Annotated in this window: 17 protein-coding genes; 7 read left to right on the top strand and 10 right to left on the bottom strand. The window is 59.1% G+C overall.

Annotation, left to right across the window (positions count from 1 at the left end):
• The first annotated feature begins 206 nt into the window (after positions 1-206).
• From BUB69_RS06085 to BUB69_RS06075, 3 genes are read left to right on the top strand one after another with little or no spacing between them, the layout of a single operon-like run.
• A complete protein-coding gene (locus tag BUB69_RS06085; RefSeq protein ID WP_073163433.1) occupies positions 207-1,697 on the top strand; it encodes a leucyl aminopeptidase in 1,491 nt (496 codons plus the stop codon).
• 56 nt (positions 1,698-1,753) lie between these two features.
• A complete protein-coding gene (locus BUB69_RS06080; RefSeq protein WP_073163430.1) occupies positions 1,754-2,182 on the top strand; it encodes a DNA polymerase III subunit chi in 429 nt (142 codons plus the stop codon).
• A gap of 7 nt (positions 2,183-2,189) precedes the next feature.
• Entirely contained in the window at positions 2,190-2,636 is a 447-nt protein-coding gene (locus BUB69_RS06075) for a DNA polymerase III subunit chi (protein ID WP_073163428.1), read from the top strand.
• A gap of 29 nt (positions 2,637-2,665) precedes the next feature.
• Here the strand turns inward: BUB69_RS06075 and BUB69_RS06070 are convergent, their stop codons facing one another.
• Positions 2,666-3,763 (bottom strand): RHS repeat-associated core domain-containing protein, encoded by a 1,098-nt coding sequence (locus BUB69_RS06070; RefSeq protein ID WP_073163426.1) that lies wholly within the window; start codon positions 3,761-3,763, stop codon positions 2,666-2,668.
• A gap of 181 nt (positions 3,764-3,944) precedes the next feature.
• On the opposite strand from BUB69_RS06070, the gene BUB69_RS06065 reads away from it, so the two are divergent.
• On the top strand, positions 3,945-6,791 hold the full coding sequence (locus tag BUB69_RS06065; protein ID WP_073163424.1) for a valine--tRNA ligase: 2,847 nt from the start codon (positions 3,945-3,947) through the stop codon (positions 6,789-6,791).
• 210 nt (positions 6,792-7,001) lie between these two features.
• Positions 7,002-8,006 (top strand): 23S rRNA (adenine(1618)-N(6))-methyltransferase RlmF, encoded by a 1,005-nt coding sequence (gene rlmF / locus BUB69_RS06060; RefSeq protein WP_073163421.1) that lies wholly within the window; start codon positions 7,002-7,004, stop codon positions 8,004-8,006.
• Positions 8,007-8,495: 489 nt separating this feature from the next.
• Here the strand turns inward: rlmF and BUB69_RS06055 are convergent, their stop codons facing one another.
• Positions 8,496-8,777: an HU family DNA-binding protein gene (locus BUB69_RS06055; protein ID WP_004882926.1), complete on the bottom strand. Its 282-nt coding sequence runs from the start codon at positions 8,775-8,777 to the stop codon at positions 8,496-8,498.
• Between the two features lie 394 nt (positions 8,778-9,171).
• Between BUB69_RS06055 and yejK the strand changes: the two genes are divergently transcribed.
• Both yejK and BUB69_RS06045 read left to right on the top strand, forming a co-directional pair.
• Complete coding sequence (yejK, locus tag BUB69_RS06050) at positions 9,172-10,173, top strand: nucleoid-associated protein YejK (protein WP_073163419.1); 1,002 nt, start codon at positions 9,172-9,174, stop codon at positions 10,171-10,173.
• Positions 10,174-10,178: 5 nt separating this feature from the next.
• Entirely contained in the window at positions 10,179-10,529 is a 351-nt protein-coding gene (locus BUB69_RS06045) for a glutaredoxin family protein (protein ID WP_073163417.1), read from the top strand.
• Positions 10,530-10,563: 34 nt separating this feature from the next.
• On the opposite strand, the gene BUB69_RS06040 is transcribed toward BUB69_RS06045, so the two are convergent.
• From BUB69_RS06040 to BUB69_RS06000, 8 genes are all read right to left on the bottom strand, one after another.
• Positions 10,564-12,771, bottom strand: a complete 2,208-nt coding sequence (locus BUB69_RS06040; protein WP_141121824.1) for an alpha/beta hydrolase — start codon at positions 12,769-12,771, stop codon at positions 10,564-10,566.
• A 192-nt stretch (positions 12,772-12,963) separates the two neighbouring features.
• Positions 12,964-13,896 (bottom strand): glutathione S-transferase family protein, encoded by a 933-nt coding sequence (locus BUB69_RS06035; RefSeq protein ID WP_073163413.1) that lies wholly within the window; start codon positions 13,894-13,896, stop codon positions 12,964-12,966.
• Between the two features lie 64 nt (positions 13,897-13,960).
• The gene (locus tag BUB69_RS06030; RefSeq protein WP_073163411.1) at positions 13,961-14,281 is read right to left on the bottom strand and encodes a GIY-YIG nuclease family protein; all 321 of its coding nucleotides are present in this window, start codon (positions 14,279-14,281) and stop codon (positions 13,961-13,963) included.
• A 10-nt stretch (positions 14,282-14,291) separates the two neighbouring features.
• Complete coding sequence (locus BUB69_RS06025) at positions 14,292-14,783, bottom strand: nuclear transport factor 2 family protein (protein ID WP_073163409.1); 492 nt, start codon at positions 14,781-14,783, stop codon at positions 14,292-14,294.
• Between the two features lie 84 nt (positions 14,784-14,867).
• Entirely contained in the window at positions 14,868-16,100 is a 1,233-nt protein-coding gene (locus BUB69_RS06020) for a CynX/NimT family MFS transporter (RefSeq protein ID WP_073163407.1), read from the bottom strand.
• A gap of 167 nt (positions 16,101-16,267) precedes the next feature.
• Positions 16,268-17,032: an amino acid ABC transporter ATP-binding protein gene (locus BUB69_RS06010; RefSeq protein ID WP_004886196.1), complete on the bottom strand. Its 765-nt coding sequence runs from the start codon at positions 17,030-17,032 to the stop codon at positions 16,268-16,270.
• 10 nt (positions 17,033-17,042) lie between these two features.
• A complete protein-coding gene (locus tag BUB69_RS06005; protein ID WP_073163404.1) occupies positions 17,043-18,140 on the bottom strand; it encodes an amino acid ABC transporter permease in 1,098 nt (365 codons plus the stop codon).
• Positions 18,141-18,150: 10 nt separating this feature from the next.
• The gene (locus BUB69_RS06000) at positions 18,151-19,332 is read right to left on the bottom strand and encodes an amino acid ABC transporter permease (RefSeq protein WP_073163401.1); all 1,182 of its coding nucleotides are present in this window, start codon (positions 19,330-19,332) and stop codon (positions 18,151-18,153) included.
• Positions 19,333-19,397: the final 65 nt, after the last annotated feature.

The following is a 19,397-nucleotide window of genomic DNA, read 5'->3' as shown; positions in this document are numbered from 1 at the left end:
TTATCCTGTGATTGAGTGTTTCTGTCACTGCGCACTCGGGATAGTTCACAAACCCGTTGGCCACAAGCGTCTCAGTGGGGTTGTCATCCGTCATGCGCCGGGGTCAAACTGCGAGGCTTATCGCAGGCATCGTCCTTGAAAAGACCGCAGTCATGCCGCGTTCATCATTCGTATTGCGAATCTCATCGTTCAATCGAGGACCCCACATGGAATTGGTTGTTAAAAGCGTAAGCCCGGAAACCCTGAAAACCGCAACACTGGTCGTCACCGTGAGTGAAAACCGTGTGCTGGGGAGCGCTGCGCAAAGCATCGATACCCTCAGCGGTGGAGCCATCGCAGCCGTCCTCAAGCGCGGCGACCTGGCGGGCAAGGTCGGCCAGAGCCTGCTGCTGCACAACCTGCCCAACCTCAAAGCCGAGCGCGTGTTGCTGGTTGGCGTCGGTAAAGAAGCCGAATTGTCCGATCGCCAACTCAAGAAGATCGTTGCGGGCGTCCTGTCGACCCTCAAAGGCCTTGGCGGCACCGATGCGACCCTCGTACTGGACGATCTGGCGGTCAAGCATCGCGACACCTACGGCAAGGCCCGCCTGCTGGTCGAGGCCCTGGCCGACGGCGAATATGTGTTCGACCGCTTCAAGACCCAGAAAGCCGAAGCCCGCGCCCTGAAGAAAATCACCCTGCTGACCGCCAAGGTCAGCGTCGCCGACGTCGAGCGCGCAGCCACCCACGCCCAGGCCATCGCCACCGGCATGGCGCTGACCCGCGATCTGGGCAACCTGCCGCCGAACATCTGCCACCCGACTTACCTGGGCGAAGAAGCCAAGGCGCTGGGCAAGGCGCACAAAAACCTGAAAGTGGAAGTCCACGACGAGAAGAAGCTCGCCGAACTGGGCATGGGTTCCTTCCTGGCCGTGGCACAAGGCAGCGCCCAGCCACCACGCCTGATCGTCATGAACTACCAGGGCGGCAAGAAAAGCGAGCAGCCGTTCGTGCTCGTGGGTAAAGGCATCACCTTCGACACTGGCGGCATCAGCATCAAGCCCGCCGCCGGCATGGACGAGATGAAGTTCGACATGTGTGGCGCAGCCAGTGTATTCGGCACCCTGCGTGCAGTGCTTGAACTGAAGCTGCCGATCAACCTGGTGTGCATCCTGGCCTGCGCCGAGAACATGCCGAGCGGCACCGCGACCCGTCCGGGCGACATCGTGACCACCATGAGCGGCCAGACTGTCGAAATTCTCAACACCGACGCCGAAGGCCGTCTGGTGTTGTGTGACGCGCTGACCTACGCCGAACGCTTCAAGCCGCAGGCCGTGATCGACATCGCAACCCTGACCGGCGCCTGCGTGGTTGCACTGGGCGGTCACACCACCGGCCTTCTGGGCAACAACGACGCGCTGATCAACCAACTGCTCGACGCGGGCAAACTGGCTGATGACCGCGCCTGGCAATTGCCGTTGTTCGACGAGTACCAGGAACAACTGGACAGCCCGTTTGCCGACATCGCCAACATCGGCGGTCCGAAAGGCGGCACCATCACCGCAGCCTGCTTCCTGTCGCGCTTCACCAAGGCCTACGACTGGGCTCACCTGGACATCGCCGGTACTGCCTGGCTGAGCGGCGGCAAGGAAAAAGGTGCCACCGGGCGTCCCGTTCCGCTGTTGACCCAGTACCTGCTCGACCGCGCGGGAGCCTGAGGAAAGCGCAGGGCGTGCCGATCACTGATCGATACGCCCTGGCTGCCTGAACGAATATGACCCAAGTCGATTTCTACATTCTTCCCAGCGCCGATCCTTCAGCGCGACTGGACTTTGCCTGCAAGCTCACGGAAAAAGCCTGGCGGCTGGGCCATAAGGTCTACCTGCACTGCAGCGATGCCGAGCAGCGCGAAGACCTCGACGCTCGTCTGTGGCGTTTCCGTGGCGAAGTTTTCCTGCCGCACGGCGATGCCGAGAGCGACCATGATGCACCGGTCGTGCTGGGCCTTGGTGATGACGCAGGCCGGCATGAAGACCTGCTGGTCAATCTGGACCTGCGTATTCCGGCCTTCTTCAAACGTTTCGCCCGCGTGGCGGAGGTGGTTGTCGAAGACCCGGCCATACGTCTCGCCGCGCGCGAGAGTTTCCGTTCTTACCGCGAACAAGGCTATCCTCCGCAGGATCACCGATTGCAGCGTCTTTGAGGACACGATGGATACTTCAAAAAAAGCTGAATCCGCGCACTTGCTGGACGATCTCGAATCGATCCGCCAACTGCTCGGCGACGACTCCTTGCAGCCACCGCTGCTGACCGACACTGTGCACCGTGAAGGACAGATTCCACTGCTGTTCGACGTGGTCGGTAACAGGACTCATACCCCCCATGACGACGAATTCGACGAAGCACAGATCCCCACGCTGACGCCGGAAGTACCCGTGGTGGCCGAGCAGCCGGCCGCGCCACTGCTTCAGGCACCTGCGCCTGTCGAGGCGCTGCCCAACCCGGATGCCTTGCTGCACCTGGACGCAGAACTTCGCGCCGCAGCGCAGTTGATCCTGCAGGACGTGATCGACGACTTCGCGCCGCACATCGAGACCGAGATCAAACGGCGGCTGGAGGCCAGGCTGGAGCGATTGCTGGCGCAGCAGCAGAAGTAAGATGAACGGCTTGGCGTGTAGATGCTCTCCTAGCGAGTATTAAGCATAGAGCGTATATTTCTCGCCAAATTAATCGATGTAGAGTGTTGCTGCAGCACTTTTGACTGTTCTGACACCAACTCATTGTAGCGGGTTGATATCACAGCAATGTCCTGCAGCTCCTCAGGAGACCCCGCGTACGCAGCCCGATTTTGCTTGATCCACGAGTTAAATTCGATGGGATTAGCGCGTCTGCCCATCACGCTCTCAGTATATGTTTTTCTTTGCGCGTCGAGATGTTCAACTTTATCCATCATCGCCTTCTCACGACTGATCGCGGCCCGTGCAATGCGCGCTCTATAGAAGTCGTCGTCCTTGAGCCCAGCGGGCGATAAACCCGTCTCTCCGTTCAGATCGCGTTGGATTTTCAATAGTGCCTTGGGGTCTTCAATATCGATTTTTGGCGCTTTTGAAACGTTCGATGCAATCTGATCCATCCGGGTAGACGTTCTGCTTATACTTAACAAATCTTTTCCGGGCAGGTGTTTGAATACCTGTTCCAGTATTTCGTTTGGCAGATCTTGAAGAGTAAAAACCTTCGAAAGAGTCGCCGCTACCGGAATATGCCCACTCGGATCCCTCCTATTAACCGGATCCCCCATGCAATAGGCATACGTATTCAAACCGCCCTGTCCAAACGGGCTCAGATTATCGGGCTGGTTAAACCGCATCAGCACCGGGTTGAACGCACGCAAACCATTACCCAGCAAATAATGCCCGGTCACGCTATCCGGGGGCTCGCCGTTAAACCCCAGAAACGTGACGCCCTGCGAGCGGTGACCATAAGGACTATAAGCAGTTGGCTGCCGCGCCTGCGAGCCCACGCTGTGCAGCACGCTGCGCTGCAGGTCGGTGCCCAGCAAGTCCATTCGGGCGGAAGAACCTTCTGTGCCGTGCTCGGCCAGCAACTGGCCCTCGCACTGAAACACCCGACGATGCTCTGAACCTTGTACCTCAACACTCAACCGGTTCACTTGATAGAAGCGTGACGCCGAGTCGTCTGCCCCGGTCTTGACGCCAGCCAGGCGATCCAGCGCGTCATAGCGATATCGACGCAGCACGGCCCTGGCTCCAGATGTATCGTTCATCGCGGCATCCACCCTGTGATCAGCGGTTGAAAACCGAATTATCTGCCCTCGCCCATTCACCGCACACTGGCAGATCTGCGAGGTATGCGGTCAACTTGTGGCCCGGCGCTTATGGCTTGTCACTTGCCCACAGGGCTATACTTGCCGGTTTCCGAATCAATGCCACAGGTTCCCGCCGCGCATGGACAAGACTTACCAGCCGCACGCCATCGAAACTTCCTGGTACCAGACCTGGGAGTCAGAGAATTATTTCGCCCCTCAAGGCGCGGGTGACTCGTACACCATCATGATCCCGCCGCCGAACGTCACCGGCAGCCTGCACATGGGCCACGGCTTCAACAACGCGATCATGGACGCCCTGATCCGTTTCCGTCGCATGCAGGGTCGCAACACCCTGTGGCAGCCGGGCACCGACCATGCGGGTATCGCCACGCAGATGCTGGTGGAGCGTCGTCTTGAAGCGCAGGGCCTGGACCGTCACGAGTTGGGCCGCGAGAAGTTTCTGGACAAGGTCTGGGAATGGAAAGCCGAGTCCGGTGGCAACATCAGCCGTCAGATTCGTCGTCTCGGCTCGTCAGTCGACTGGAGCCGCGAGCGCTTCACCATGGACGACGGCCTGTCCGACGCCGTGAAAGAAGCCTTTGTACGCCTGCATGAAGACGGCCTGATTTACCGCGGCAAGCGCCTGGTGAACTGGGACACCAAGCTGCACACGGCCATCTCCGACCTTGAAGTGGAAAACCACGACGAGAAGGGTCACCTCTGGAACCTGCGCTATCCATTGGCAGACGGCGCGAAAACCGCTGAAGGCCTGGATTATCTCATCGTTGCCACCACGCGCCCGGAAACCATGCTCGGTGATGCTGCGGTGGCGGTGAACCCGCAAGACGAGCGCTACCAGGCGCTGATCGGCAAGTTTGTCGAGCTGCCGCTGGTGGGTCGTCGCATCCCGATCATTGCCGACGACTATTGCGACCCTGAATTCGGCACCGGCTGCGTCAAGATCACCCCGGCCCACGACTTCAACGACTATGAAGTCGGCAAGCGTCATAACCTGCCGCTGCTGAATATTTTCGACAAGAACGCTGCCGTGCTGCCAGCCGCTCAGGTGTTCAACCTCGACGGCACGCTGAACGACACCGTCGACGGCACCCTGCCTGCCGAGTACGCAGGTCTTGATCGCTTTGAAGCCCGCAAGCGCATCGTGGCCGCCTTCGACGCCGCCGGCCTGCTGGTCAGCGTCGACGATCACGCCCTGAAAGTACCGAAAGGCGACCGTTCCGGCACCATCATCGAGCCGTGGCTGACCGACCAGTGGTACGTCTCCACCAAGCCGCTGGCAGAACCTGCCATCGCCGCTGTCGAAGACGGCCGCATCGCCTTCGTGCCCAAGCAATACGAAAACATGTACTTCTCGTGGATGCGTGACATCCAGGACTGGTGCATCAGCCGTCAACTCTGGTGGGGCCATCGCATTCCCGCCTGGTACGACGAGTCGGGCAAGGTCTATGTCGGTCGCGACGAAGCCGAAGTGCGCGCCAAGCACAATCTGGGGCCGGACGTTGCGCTGCAACAGGACAACGACGTACTCGATACCTGGTTCAGTTCGGGCCTGTGGACCTTCTCCACACTCGGCTGGCCGGAAAAGACCGAAGCGCTGAAAACGTTCCACTCCACCGACGTGCTGGTCACCGGCTTCGACATCATCTTCTTCTGGGTCGCCCGGATGATCATGCTCACCATGCACCTGGTGAAAAATGAAGACGGCACACCACAAGTGCCGTTCAAGACGGTGTATGTACACGGCCTGGTGCGCGATGGCCAAGGCCAGAAGATGTCCAAGTCCAAAGGCAACGTGCTGGACCCGCTGGACATCGTCGACGGCATCGACCTGGAAACCCTGGTACAGAAACGCACCAGCGGTCTGATGCAGCCGCAACTGGCCAAGAAGATCGAGAAGCAGACCCGTCAGGAATTCGCCGACGGCATCGCCAGCTACGGCACAGACGCCTTGCGCTTCACGTTCTGTTCGCTGGCGTCCACCGGTCGCGACATCAAGTTCGACATGGGCCGCGTCGAAGGCTATCGCAATTTCTGCAACAAGATCTGGAACGCGGCGCGCTATGTGCTCGACAAGGGCGAGGACTGCGGCCAGAACGGTGAAGCCGTCGAGCTGTCCCTGGCGGATCGCTGGATCATCTCGCAGCTGCAACGCACCGAAGCCGAAGTGACCCGTCAACTGGAGCAGTTCCGCTTCGACCTGGCTGCGCAGGCGCTGTACGAGTTCATCTGGAACCAGTATTGCGACTGGTACCTGGAGCTGTCCAAGCCGGTGCTGTGGGACGAGACCGCACCGGTCGAGCGCCAGCGCGGCACACGTCGCACGCTGGTGCGTGTACTGGAAGTCGCGCTGCGTCTGGCGCATCCGTTCATGCCGTTCATCACCGAAGAAATCTGGCAGCGCCTCGCGCCGCTGGCAGGCATCCAGGGCAAGACCATCATGCTGCAAGCGTGGCCAGTGGCCAACGAAGCACGCATCGATCAGGCCGCCGAAGACGACATCGAATGGCTCAAGGGCCTGATGCTGGCGGTACGCAACATTCGTGGGGAAATGAACATCGGCCCGGGCAAACCCTTGCAGTTGTTCCTCAAGAACGTTACGGCCGAAGACCAGCGCCGCCTGAGCGAAAACGATTATCTGCTCAAGAAACTGGCCAAGCTGGAATCCATGACCGTACTGACCGACGGTGCCGAAGCGCCACTGTCTGCGACTGCACTGGTGGGCGACATGGAAGTGCTCGTGCCAATGGCCGGGCTGATCGACAAGGGCGCGGAGCTTGCGCGTCTGGATAAGGAAATCCAGCGCCTGCAAGGCGAAGTGCAACGCGTGGGCGGCAAGCTGTCCAACGCAGCCTTCGTCGACAAGGCTCCACCGGAAGTCATTGCCAAGGAGCGCGCCAAACTGACCGAAGCCGAACAGGCCCTGGGCAAACTGGCTGAGCAACACGCTCGTATCGCCAGCCTGTAAGGCGAACGACAACAGCCAGCCCGTTCGTGGGCTGGCTGTTTATTTTGCATCGATAAACGCTGACCTATTCGCGAACAAGCTGCCACTGGGCCCATGCTGAGCGACTGCAGGAACTACCCCCTGCTTCTGACACAGCACGTACAGGACCGTGGGCACGAGCTTGCTCGCGAATAGGCCCGCTAACGCGACACAACGGCTGAAATCATACCCATGACCGACACACCCAAACCGCCCCGCAAAAAACCTCAGCGCAACGTCAAGCCAGCGCCGCCCCGCGAGAAAGCCACGTTGCACCCGCGCAATCGGCATCAGGGCCATTACGACTTTCCCACGTTGATCAAGTCCAGCCCGGAACTGGCGAAGTTCGTGATCCTCAATCCCTACGGCAAGGAAAGCATCGACTTCGCCAACCCGCAGGCGGTGCGGGTGTTCAACCGCGCACTGCTCAAGGCGTTCTACGGCATCGCCCACTGGGACATCCCGGCCGATTACCTGTGCCCACCGATTCCGGGACGTGCGGATTATCTGCATTTTCTGGCGGACCTGCTGGCCGAGGGCAACAACGGCGTGATCCCCCGGGGCGCGTCCGTGAAGGCGCTGGACATCGGGACCGGTGCCAACTGCATTTACCCGTTGCTGGGGCACAGCGACTATGGCTGGCACTTCGTGGGCTCGGAGATCGACAGCACGGCGATTGCCGCAGCAAACACCCTCGTAAAGGCCAACAACCTGCATAAGGCCATCAGCGTGCGCCTGCAGGCCAATCGCAAGCACATCCTGTCGGGGTTGCTCGACAGCAGCGAACGCTTCGAGGTGAGCCTGTGCAATCCGCCCTTCCACGCGTCGCTGGAGGAAGCCCAGCGGGGTAGCCAGCGCAAGTGGCGTGCTCTGGGCAAGGCCGACCCGAAACGCAAACTGCCGGTGCTCAATTTTGGCGGGCAATCTCAGGAGCTGTGGTGCGAAGGCGGCGAGATCGGCTTTGTGACGCAACTGATACAGGAAAGCGCACACGTGCCGAACCAGGTGCTGTGGTTCAGCACCCTGGTCTCCAAAGCGTCCAACCTGCCGCCGATTCAAAGCGCTCTCAAGAAAGCCGGGGCGCTGGAGGTCAAAGTGGTGGAGATGGGTCAGGGGCAAAAGCAGAGCCGCTTTGTGGCCTGGACGTTTCTGGACAAGGCGCAGCAAGACGCGTGGCGGCATTCGACTACCCGATAGTTGTCTATCTGCGGGGTCTTTTGTGACGATCAGGTCAGGTTAACGCCCTACAAGGAGACAGCGCCGGGCCGCTTTTCTAACGCGATGGTGAGTACACCGCCGATCGCGACGCGGGTGAAGGCTGAGTTCTGGCGCTGATTCGGGGGGCAATCGGCATGGATGCCGATTGAGCCGCATTGGGCCATGGATGGCCCGTTGCGGCGACCCCCGAATCAGTGTCAGGACGAAGGAACCCCGGCGAAGCCGGGGCCGGAACCGGAGCTGGGAGTTTGCTTACTTTGCTCCGTCAAAGTAAGTCGCCGAGGGGCGAAAAGGTGACGTGAGCCGTGCGCTCAGCTTACTGAGTCCGCAGCCTGAACCCGCTGTGACACCGAGTGTCACGGGCGGCATGACTACGCAGAATGCAGGTACGATCATTACATTTCACCCGCCCACAAAAAAGCCGTGCCCGGTAATCCGGTGCACGGCTTTTCAACAGCAAGCGGGCGCTTACTTGTTGATCGAGTCGGTCAGCACTTTGGCTGGTACGAACTTGACGACTTTCTTGGCAGCGATTTCGATGGCTGCGCCAGTCGAAGGGTTGCGGCCAGTGCGAGCTGGACGCTCGGTCACTTTCAGCTTACCAATGCCTGGCAGAGTGATTTCTGCACCGTTTTCCAATTGGTCGGCAACGATCTGGCCCAATTGCTCAAGAGCATTACGCGCGGTGGTTTTTGGCGCGTCGATAGCTTCAGCGATATCGGCGATCAATTGGTCTTTAGTAAGAGCCATGGTGGTGTTCCTTCCCTATCAAATTCATTTGGATTGCAGAGCGCAACGTCGGCCAGTAGCCAGGCAATGAACCTGGCCCCCCGCTAGCAGCCACGATTAATCGCGAAATGTAGATACTGAAACCGGGTAATGGTTCGGCCTACGCGTGCACAAACTGCATGCTTGACGCGCTAAGGTGCGCAAGACCGCGCAAAACTAGCACAGAGCCGGGTAAATATCCGCCTCTACCTATCCTTTTGGTCAGGTTTTAACAGCAATTGCACAAAATTTAACCAACAGCCCGGTTCTGCGGGCGAAAACCAGCCGCCTCAGGGCCATTGCGGGCACGCCTGCGTTACACTGACGGCCTTGCAACGAGCTGCACGCTCTTCACCTTTTTCCAGCCGAGAAGCCCATGCCGATCCGTCATTGCATCGTCCACCTGATCGACAAAAAACCCGACGGTACGCCCGCTGTTCTCCATGCACGCGACTCCGAACTCGCTGAGTCACAGGCCATCGAGAACATGCTGGCTGACCTCAACGAGAACTACAACGCCAAACAAGGCAAGGCGTGGGGACTGTTCCATCCCGAGTCCGGCGCGCATCCTTTCAGCGGCTGGCTGAAGGAATACCTGGACGGCGGCAAGGACTTCACGGCGTTCTCCCGCGTTGCGGTCGAGCATCTGCAAAAGCTGATGGAGGAGTCCAACCTGTCGGTCGGCGGCCACGTTCTGTTCGCCCACTACCAGCAAGGCATGACCGACTACATGGCCATCGCCCTGCTGCACCACAGCGAAGGCGTGGCCGTGAACGCCGAGCTGGACGTGACCCCTTCACGCCATCTGGATCTGGGTCAGTTGCACCTCGCGGCGCGGATCAACATCTCGGAATGGCAGAACAACAAGCAGTCCAAGCAGTACATCTCGTTCATCAAGGGCAAGAATGGCAAGAAGGTCTCGGAGTACTTCCGCGACTTCATCGGTTGCCAGGAAGGTGTCGACGGTCCTGGCGAAACCCGCACCTTGCTCAAGGCCTTCAGCGATTTCGTCGAGAGCGAGGACCTGCCCGAAGAGTCGGCACGCGAGAAAACCAAGACCCTGGTCGATTACGCCAGCAGCCAGAGCAAGATGGGCGAGCCTATGGGCCTTGAAGAGTTGTCCGAACTGATCGATGAAGAACGTCCACGCGCTTTCTACGACCACATCCGCAACAAGGACTACGGCCTGTCGCCGGAAATTCCGGCGGATAAACGCACCCTCAATCAGTTCCGCCGCTTCACAGGCCGTGCAGAGGGCTTGTCGATCAGTTTTGAAGCTCATCTGCTAGGCGACAAGATCGAGTACGACGAAACCGCTGGCACCTTGATCATCAAGGGCCTGCCGACCCAATTGACCGATCAGTTGAAGCGGCGGTAACCCACATGCTGATGCGCACGCTCAAAAAGTTCGCCCTGATCATGCTGGTCGTGGTGATCTATCAGAACTGGGGAAAAATCGAGAACTTCGTCAACCCTCCGCCCGCCAGCGTTGCGCAAAACTACAGCCAGGCAAAGGTGGTGATGTACGCGACCCAATGGTGCGGCTACTGCAAGCAGACCCGCCGCTTCCTCGACAGCAAGGGCATTGCCTATCGGGAATACGATATCGAGAAGTCCGAGGAAGGCCGCAAAGCGTATGAAGCGCTGGGCGGACGCGGCATCCCGCTGATCGATGTCAACGGCACGCTGATCCGTGGTTTCAGTCCGGATCAGATACTGGCCGCCCTGAAGTAATCGACGCGCTGACTGCTTTGCGTTCAGCGCCTGCTCAAAGCCGCGGAGTTGTCAGCAGTGCACGCTCACGCCCGAACAAGGCATTGGACAGCGCCCTGACTTCGATGACAGAGACGAACCGTCCAGTGTCGAGGAACTCACCCTTGAAGCCTCCTGCCGGAATCACAAACCTGACCGAGGTCGACTGCATGCCCGGCTCGAATACCGTGGAGGCGTCAAGTCGCATGATGCCCTCGGTGGTATGCACAATGAGCGTGTACACCCGCAGCGAAACTTTCCGGCTCGTGGCCTGCGACAATGTGATGCCAATCTCCAGCACCTGCTCCATGCCCGTCGGTTCGACATGAATATCTTCGACATGGACGAAGGGCAGCGAGAGTGACTGACAGCGTCCCAGAGAAGGCGTCACGAACGCGATGTCGGACAAGTAGACAGAGCCACCACACGGCAGTGTGAATGACAGCGCATCAAGTGGGCCTGAAGGACTGGAAGAGAAGTCGGACAGCGGTACGATGACCTGCTGTTTGAGGAGCGTCCCCAGACCCGGGATGATTTCAGGAATGGGCCACAGATCGACGACCTGTCGATTGAGGTTCAGACGGTTACCGTTCAAAGTCACCTGCAGTTCAACGGTTGCGTCAGTGTTCTCACTCAACAGATGGGCCACGTGAAAGCTCAAGTGGCTGTACGACGATCTGTCTATCGAGCGCTGTGCGTCAACAGGGCGCAGTTCAAGTTCGGCGGGAGACAAAGGGTGTTCGCTTTTAAGATTCAAAAACCCGTGATAGCCGCTGTGGGCATAACGCAGCTCACTATTGAACGATGATTTCTGACACATGACGCCCAGCCCTTCCGTGACCGTCCAGGCCCACGGATCAGAAGTCGATGACGCGCCTTCAGCATAAAGCGTTTCAAAACTCTGGACCGTGTAGCGATCCGAGGAGGGAAAATGCGCTGCGCTTCTGACTTCAGCCTCCGGCAATCCGGGCACGGTCACAGGCGAACCGTCAAACAGCTTCAGGTAGGTCAATTCACCTCCCAGCGTCAGGCGAAAAAAACCCGTGATATAGAAAGAAGCCAGGAGGCGTTGTTGCGTCTGATCAAGCCTCGGGAGATCGATGTTTCCCCACGTTTTAACCGCATCATCTGCGCCGGCCTGGAATCCCGGAGACCAGACATGATTAAAGTAATTATGATTGGCACCCAGCATAAGGACCGTGCTGTGCAGCACATCGTCGTCGAACGCATAGCGGGACAGATCGGAAAATCCCTGCCCCGTCAAATCCAGAACATCGCCGTCCAGAAACGGCAGAACAGTCGCCGTGTGTACGTCGGGGATCGCAATACCTTCGCGCGCCGTGCTGCCCATGAATAAAGCGGCCCGAAGCCCAAAGCCTTTATCCAGCAGCCTGTTCAGCGTGATGGCCCTGGCAATGCCCTCTCCACCACGAGAATGCCCCACAAGGCCGATGTTGTTCAGATCAAGCCTGCCGGACAGTTGCGACAGCTGCGGATACTCGCCTTTGTTCGCGCGAGCCAACAGCTCAAGATGGGCAAGCACCAGATGCCCGCGCAACGTGCTCCCTAACGCAATGGCACCGTTGGCATCGACCGGGTAGATCCCATTGGCGGATATCGAGACAACGGCATAGCCTTGACTGGCAAGTGCCAATGCAATCGTGTCGTAGCCCTCATGGTTGGGACAAGCGTGTTCATCTGCCTTGCATGGCCAACTGTAGCCCGTTGAACCGGTGTTTCCCAAGCATGGGTGATGCCTTCCGTGCAAAAACACGACAACCGGGTGGGGTGTCGGGGTTTCGGTATCCGGGAGGTAAACGGCTGCCCGCAGTTCCACCCTGGCGTCGATACCCGGCAATGTCAGGGCCTCGTCGCCGTAATCGTAATCCTGACGAACAACCCCGTATCGCCCTGACGAAACAGGATCTGGTGCCATAAGCCCGGTCGAACTGCGGGGCGCTTGCATGTGGGGATGAGGATTGCTTGAGGCCCGGCTGGACGCTAAAAAAACCTTGGGCGTCGCAACGTGTCTAAGGGTGTGAACATCGGCGACAGATATCGAGGCTCTCAACGTCTTCCGATCATCGGACAAGCGGGCCGTGCGGACCACGCCGTCGATTATCAATGACGGGTACTCGTTACCCGTATAACCCTCGTCGCCCAGGTAATAGTCCACATAAAACAACGGGCCGTCGCGACCTGTTTTCCAGCTATTTGCATCCATTACCGGACTCCCTTCTCAATAACGACCCCATGCGGCCGCGTATCCCTACACTGAAAAGTATAGAACGGCACGCCCCTCGTCCTTGAGGGGGATTGACCAAAGCTAATAATCGTTTGAACCAAGAGTCAAGTTGATCGGACCCAATCGGTGAGTGCTTCGACCCTGGCGCCCGGCAAGGCGCTCGCGACCTATTTACAGCGCATTAATCACAAACCCAAGCCTGGGGAAATGCACATGGACCACACCGGCCCGATCATCCTCGCGGCGCAGGATCAGTTCTTCACTCCCGACAAACACCAGTGCCCCCTCAACGGCATCCACACCGTAATCCATCGCCGATATCGCCACCTGATCGCCAGCCTTGAAACCATTGGCATCAGCAAAGGTTTCTTCAGGCAGCGGCGCTGGCGTGGCGTTTCGGGCGATCTCGATGGCCTCGGCTGAACTCAGGTCGCTGTGCGCGCCGTGGCCGAAGCCCAGCACACGACCAAGCCATACGCTGACCTCTGGATAGTTATCCACAAAGGGCGCTGTCACCGGCGTCTGCTTAAGGAACCACAAAGTGTGCGCTACGCTGAAATCAGCGATGGACGGCGCGCCAAACAGGAAGTCACCGTTGCGCGACAGTTGCAGCTCCAGTCGCGCCATAAACGCAGGCCATTGATGCCTGGCCTGTTCAGCGGGAAGGCGGGAGGCATTGCCACCATTGAAGAGCGCGGAACGGTCCGCCACGAAGGCCTTGGCAGCTTCCGGCGGCACCTTGGCAAAGCGCACGGCCATTGATTCAGGCTGGAACACCAGGCTGACGGCATGCATGAACATGACCGAGTCGGCCCAGGCGGCAAAACTGGCCACGGTGAATTCCTGTCCTTGCGGGTAGAACGTCGGCGAGGCCTTTTCCTGCTCGAGCCGCCGCGCCATCAAGGCCGTATCGCAGTAGATATCTGCACCAACCTGCAACACCGGCGTCTTGCGATAACCGCCTGTCAGCGCAGTCAGGTCAGGCTTGGGCATGATCGAGGGAATGGTCACCGAGCGCCATGAGAGGCCCTTGAAACCCAGCATCAGACGGGCTTTTTCGGCAAACAACGAGGTGGGGTAATGGTGGAGAATCAACTCGGACATGTTCAGCCTCAAGGCACGTGGAAAGCAGACAGCTTACCCCGCTACCCCCTGACAGCCTACGGCCTCAACTGGATGACACGACATCACGCTCATGGATCGACACGCGCACGGGCTCGCCCTTGTAACTGGCAGCCAGTACTTCTTTGGCCGTTTTGCGCAGCTTCTTGATCAGCCGCTCATGGCGCAACGCTTCACCCTTGCTGACGTGCTGCTCGACATACACCAGCGCCACTGCCGGGCTGCAACAAAAGAAGCGCGCGCCCTTGCCGCTCTGATGAGCGGCAAAACGTCGATCAGGGTCATCACTGATGCCGCAGTACAACGAACCGTTGGCAGCGCGCACCAGATAAACAAACCACGGTTTGCCGGGCGCTTGAGCAGCCATTGCACCTGGATCAGGCACGGCGGCTCTCGGTATAGGTTTTGAGCCCCTTCTGCGCCTGACCGCGAATGGCGTTTTGCACCACCGGTGTCCAGCCCAGCAGCAGGCCTTTGGCACCCAGTGCCTGACGCGACCAACGCCACAGGTCGAAATGATCGTGGTGTTCGCAAATCAGGCCGTCGCGAAAGACAAAGCGCGCCTGTATGTCGTTGACCACCGTGCGCCCGGTCTGGCTGAACAGGTAGGTGGCAACCCAATGGGCGGTGCCGGAGCGATCATCGGCACGTACCTGATCGAACACCACCGAGAAGTTCTTGGCACGCGAGGTCAGCATGCGCCACATATCGCGGGCATGACTGCCACGTAGCTCGCCAAACACCGGATCGCTGAACAGCACGTCTTCGGTATAGCAGGCGCTCATGGCCTCGGCATCCAGTTGAGCGAACGCCTCATAAAAGCGGGTGATGAGCGCGCTATTGGCCTGACTGTCTTCTTCGTAACTCATGCGTGCAGATCCCTTGGCAAAAGATGCGTGCACGATAAGCGGCAAACGCGCCGGGAGCTACCAACATTTAGCATACAAATGCGGTTACTGAGCCTTCTCGCTGCTTACCTGCACGTACAACGAGCGACCCGCGCCCATGCCTGCGATCATCGCGCCGAGACCCAGCACGGCGAAAATCCAGCCAATCGCATTCCAGTTACCCGTCACATCATGCACGATGCCGACCGCAAACGGCCCCATCGAGGCGATGGTGTAACCAAAACCCTGCGCCATGCTCGACAGGTTCGAGGCAACATGGGAGTCACGCGAGCGCAAGACGATCAACGCCAACGCCAGGCTGAACGTACCACCCTGCCCCAGGCCCAACAGAATCGCCCAGCCCCACAGCCCTTCAAGCGGTGCATACAGGCAACCGAACAAACCGGTAAGGGTCAGCGACATGACCAGCATGATCGCCAGACGCTGGTCCTTGCCGCGGGTCGCTAGCCAGGGTGCGCTCAACGCGCTGATAACCTGCACGATGATCGAACCCGACAGCAGCAGTCCAGCCTGGGTCGGGGTCATGCCGCGGCCGATCAGAATCGACGGCAACCAGCCAAATACAATGTAAGACAGCGATGATTGCAGGCCCATGTACAGCGTCACCTGCCAGGCCAGTCGGTCACGCAGCAAACCTTTGACCCGATAAACGTCGCGATGCGTGCCGTGTTTTTCCCGGGCCTGTGGCAACCAGAACAGCGCCGCGATCACGGCCGGGATCAACCAGAAACCCAGACCGATCTGCCAGCTGTCGCCGAAATACTGACTCAATGGCACCGTCGATCCTGCCGCAATCGCTGCGCCCAGACACAACGCCATGGTGTACACGCCCGTCATGGCGCCTGCCTGTTTCGGAAAGTCGCGTTTGACAATGCCCGGCAGCAGCACACCAATGATGCCGATGCTCGCACCTGCCATCAGGCTGCCGGTAAACAGGCCGAACTCACCGAACAGGCTGCGCACGGCCAGCCCCGACGCCAGCATCAGCAGAATCACCAGCACCACGCGCTCACTGCCGAAACGACGCGCCAGAATCGGTGCCAGCGGCGCGAACAGGCCCAGGCACAACACCGGCAAGGTGGTCAGTAAACCCGCTTCGGCAGCGGACATGCCCAGGCTGTCGGAAACATTATTGAGCAGCGGCGCAATGCTCGACAACGCGGGGCGCAAATTGAGGGCGACCAGCACCAGGCCCAGCAGTAACAGCCAGGGGCGCTTGAGAATCGGGTCAGTCGGGGCAGCAGCAGCGTGGGGGCTTGGTTGAGCCTTGGCAGTCATCAATTTCTCGGCAATCAGGTGTGTCGACCCGTTTCAGGGGGCAAGTATCCTGTTGGAGAATGATAGGGAATACAAGGTTCAGGCGAGATTGCATACAAACGCGATGCCTGCACCCGATACGAAAAAACCGGGCGCAAGGCCCGGTTTTCTGTGTGACGGCTGTGAACTCAGTGAATGATCTGACTGAGGAACAGCTTGGTACGGTCGCTTTGCGGGTTGTCGAAGAAGTCGTTAGGCGCGGCCTGTTCGACGATTTCACCCTTGTCCATGAAGATCACCCGGTTCGCCACGGTGCGGGCAAAGCCCATCTCGTGGGTCACACAGAGCATGGTCATGCCTTCTTCTGCCAGGCCCACCATGGTGTCGAGTACTTCCTTGACCATTTCCGGATCGAGTGCCGAGGTCGGCTCGTCGAACAGCATGATTTTTGGCTTCATGCACAGCGCACGGGCAATCGCCACACGCTGCTGCTGACCGCCGGAGAGCTGGCCCGGAAATTTATGCGCCTGCTCTGGAATGCGTACGCGTTCCAGGTAATGCATGGCGATTTCTTCGGCTTTCTTCTTCGGCATCTTGCGCACCCACATCGGCGCCAGCGTGCAGTTCTGCAAGATGGTCAGGTGCGGGAACAGGTTGAAGTGCTGGAACACCATGCCGACTTCACGGCGAATGGTTTCGATCTGCTTCAGGTCAGACGTCAGCTCCGTGCCATCAACGATGATGCGGCCCTGCTGGTGCTCTTCCAGACGGTTCAGGCAGCGAATGGTGGTCGATTTGCCCGAACCCGAAGGGCCGCACAATACGATTCGCTCGCCCTGACGCACATTCAGGTTGATGTCCTTGAGCACATGGAACTGGCCGTACCACTTGTGGACGCCCTCCATGCGGATCATGCCTTCAGCGCCCAGAGGCTTGGTGATAACTTCACTCATGTCAAAACTCCTAACGCTTGTGGCCTGTGTCCAGCTTACGTTCCAAGTGCATGGAATAGCGGGACATACCGAAACAGAAGATCCAGAACACCAGGGCCGCGAAGACATAGCCTTCTGTGGCCATACCGAGCCATGACGGATCGGCAGTGGCTTGCTTGACGCTGTTGAGCAGGTCGAACAGGCCGATGATGATCACCAGGCTGGTGTCCTTGAACAGGGCAATGAAGGTGTTGACGATGCCGGGGATGACCATCTTCAACGCCTGCGGCAGGATGACCAGCCCCATGCTGCGCCAGTAGCCCAGGCCCATCGCGGCAGCGGCTTCGTACTGCCCCTTGGGAATGGCCTGCATACCGCCGCGCACCACTTCGGCGATGTACGCCGACTGGAACAGAATGACGCCGATCAGCGCCCGCAGCAGTTTGTCGAAGTTCATCCCTTCAGGCATGAACAACGGCAGCATCACCGAAGACATGAACAGAACGGTGATCAACGGCACGCCGCGCCAGAACTCAATGAACGTCACGCACACCACACGCACAGCCGGCATGTTGGAGCGACGCCCTAGCGCCAGCAGAATACCCAGCGGCAAGGCACCGACGATGCCCACGGTGGCAATCACCAGGGTCAGCATCAGACCGCCCCACTGGCTGGTCGGTACGTTAGTCAGACCAAACGCGCCGCCGTGCAGCAGGTAGAACGCAACGATCGGGTAGATCACCAGAAAGGAGACGCCGTACACAGCCTTGCGCGGAAACTTCGAAATGAACAGCGGCGCAGCACCGACAATCGCCAGGATTGCGGTCAGATCGACCCTCCAGCGCAGTTCATTGGGAAAGTAGCCGTACATGAACTGACCGAAGCGCTGCTCGATGAAGACCCAGCAGGCGCCCGCCTTGGTGCAGTCTTCCTTGGTCGTGCCGATCCAGTTGGCGTCCAGCAAGGCCCAACTGAGAATCGGCGGAACGACCAGATAGATCAGATAGAGCGACAACAGGGTCAGCAGGGTGTTGATCCAGCTGGAGAACAGGTTCTGCCGCATCCACGCGACCGGGCCGAACACTTTGCCCGGTGGTGGCATATCAGGTTTGAAAGTATGAGTCGTCATGCGCTTTTCCTCACCGCTCGATCAGCGCAATGCGCTTGTTGTACCAGTTCATCAGCAGGGAAATGCTGATACTGATCGCCAGGTACACACTCATGGTGATGGCAATGACTTCGATCGCCTGCCCGGTCTGGTTGAGCACCGTACCGGCAAACAGGGAAACCATTTCCGGGTAACCAATGGCTGCGGCCAGCGAGGAGTTCTTCGCCAGGTTCAGGAACTGACTGGTCAACGGCGGAATGATCACTCGCAGAGCCTGCGGAATGATGACCTTGCGCAACGTCGGCCCAGGGCGCAGCCCCAGCGAGCGGGCGGCTTCGGTCTGGCCGTGGCTGACCGACTTGATACCGGAACGCACGATCTCGGCGATGAACGCCGCCGTGTAGATGGTCAGTGCCAGCGTCAGGGAGATCAGTTCCGGGATCAGCACCCAGCCGCCAACAAAGTTGAAGCCTTTGAGCTGCGGCACTTCCCAATGCACCGGGCTGCCGAAGATCAGCGTGCTCAAGCCTGGAATCACCAGCAACAGCGCGAGGCCCACCCAGAACTTGTGAAACGGCTCGCCGGTCGCCTCGAACCGCTTGTTGGCCCAGCGCACCATCATCACAACCGCGATCACCGCGACCACGATACTGATCAGGAATGCCCATGCGCCCTCGGCAGGCATTGCTCCGGGCATGTTGAGCCCGCGACTGCTGACGTAGAACATGTCCAGATAACCGTGTGCCTGACGCGGACCGGGCAGCGTGAGGAATACGGCGGTGTACCAGAACAGGATTTGCAGCAGTGGCGGAATGTTGCGGAAGACTTCGACATACACGGTTGCCAGCTTGCTGATCATCCAGTTCGGAGACAGGCGAGCGACACCAATGACAAAGCCCAGCAAGGTCGCCAGGACAATACCGATAACCGATACCAGCAGGGTGTTCAGCAAACCGATGACGAACACACGAGCATAAGTGTCCGATTCGCTGTAGTCGATCAGGTGCTGAGCAATGCCGAAACCGGCACTGTTTTCAAGAAAGCCGAACCCCGAGGTAATACCACGGTGTTGCAGGTTGGTCTGGGTGTTGTCGAAAATGAACCAACCAAACGCGATCACCGCCACGACAGTGATGATCTGAAATAACCACGCGCGCACTTTCGGATCGCTCAGAGAGAGCTTTTGCTTGGGTGCGACGATTTGCTTTTCCATGAAAGGCCCCAGGAAAAATCCAACAGAACAACGCCCGACAGGCTGGGAAGCCTGTCGGGCGCCGG

The organism is Pseudomonas asturiensis, assembly GCF_900143095.1.
GTDB lineage: Bacteria > Pseudomonadota > Gammaproteobacteria > Pseudomonadales > Pseudomonadaceae > Aquipseudomonas > Aquipseudomonas asturiensis.
The sequence above is the reverse complement of the archived record's forward strand: the minus strand, read 5'-3'. Positions and strand labels throughout refer to the sequence as shown.

What these genes read in the sequence shown, in the direction of transcription:
- BUB69_RS06020 (WP_073163407.1), bottom strand. Translation starts at nt 16,100, where the DNA reads ATGACTGCCAAGGCTCAACCAAGCCCCCACGCTGCTGCTGCCCCGACT.
- BUB69_RS06080 (WP_073163430.1), top strand. Translation starts at nt 1,754, where the DNA reads ATGACCCAAGTCGATTTCTACATTCTTCCCAGCGCCGATCCTTCAGCG.
- yejK (WP_073163419.1), top strand. Translation starts at nt 9,172, where the DNA reads ATGCCGATCCGTCATTGCATCGTCCACCTGATCGACAAAAAACCCGAC.
- BUB69_RS06065 (WP_073163424.1), top strand. Translation starts at nt 3,945, where the DNA reads ATGGACAAGACTTACCAGCCGCACGCCATCGAAACTTCCTGGTACCAG.
- BUB69_RS06045 (WP_073163417.1), top strand. Translation starts at nt 10,179, where the DNA reads ATGCTGATGCGCACGCTCAAAAAGTTCGCCCTGATCATGCTGGTCGTG.
- BUB69_RS06035 (WP_073163413.1), bottom strand. Translation starts at nt 13,896, where the DNA reads ATGTCCGAGTTGATTCTCCACCATTACCCCACCTCGTTGTTTGCCGAA.
- rlmF (WP_073163421.1), top strand. Translation starts at nt 7,002, where the DNA reads ATGACCGACACACCCAAACCGCCCCGCAAAAAACCTCAGCGCAACGTC.
- BUB69_RS06075 (WP_073163428.1), top strand. Translation starts at nt 2,190, where the DNA reads ATGGATACTTCAAAAAAAGCTGAATCCGCGCACTTGCTGGACGATCTC.
- BUB69_RS06005 (WP_073163404.1), bottom strand. Translation starts at nt 18,140, where the DNA reads ATGACGACTCATACTTTCAAACCTGATATGCCACCACCGGGCAAAGTG.
- BUB69_RS06085 (WP_073163433.1), top strand. Translation starts at nt 207, where the DNA reads ATGGAATTGGTTGTTAAAAGCGTAAGCCCGGAAACCCTGAAAACCGCA.
- BUB69_RS06010 (WP_004886196.1), bottom strand. Translation starts at nt 17,032, where the DNA reads ATGAGTGAAGTTATCACCAAGCCTCTGGGCGCTGAAGGCATGATCCGC.
- BUB69_RS06070 (WP_073163426.1), bottom strand. Translation starts at nt 3,763, where the DNA reads ATGAACGATACATCTGGAGCCAGGGCCGTGCTGCGTCGATATCGCTAT.
- BUB69_RS06055 (WP_004882926.1), bottom strand. Translation starts at nt 8,777, where the DNA reads ATGGCTCTTACTAAAGACCAATTGATCGCCGATATCGCTGAAGCTATC.
- BUB69_RS06030 (WP_073163411.1), bottom strand. Translation starts at nt 14,281, where the DNA reads ATGGCTGCTCAAGCGCCCGGCAAACCGTGGTTTGTTTATCTGGTGCGC.
- BUB69_RS06025 (WP_073163409.1), bottom strand. Translation starts at nt 14,783, where the DNA reads ATGAGTTACGAAGAAGACAGTCAGGCCAATAGCGCGCTCATCACCCGC.
- BUB69_RS06000 (WP_073163401.1), bottom strand. Translation starts at nt 19,332, where the DNA reads ATGGAAAAGCAAATCGTCGCACCCAAGCAAAAGCTCTCTCTGAGCGAT.
- BUB69_RS06040 (WP_141121824.1), bottom strand. Translation starts at nt 12,771, where the DNA reads ATGGATGCAAATAGCTGGAAAACAGGTCGCGACGGCCCGTTGTTTTAT.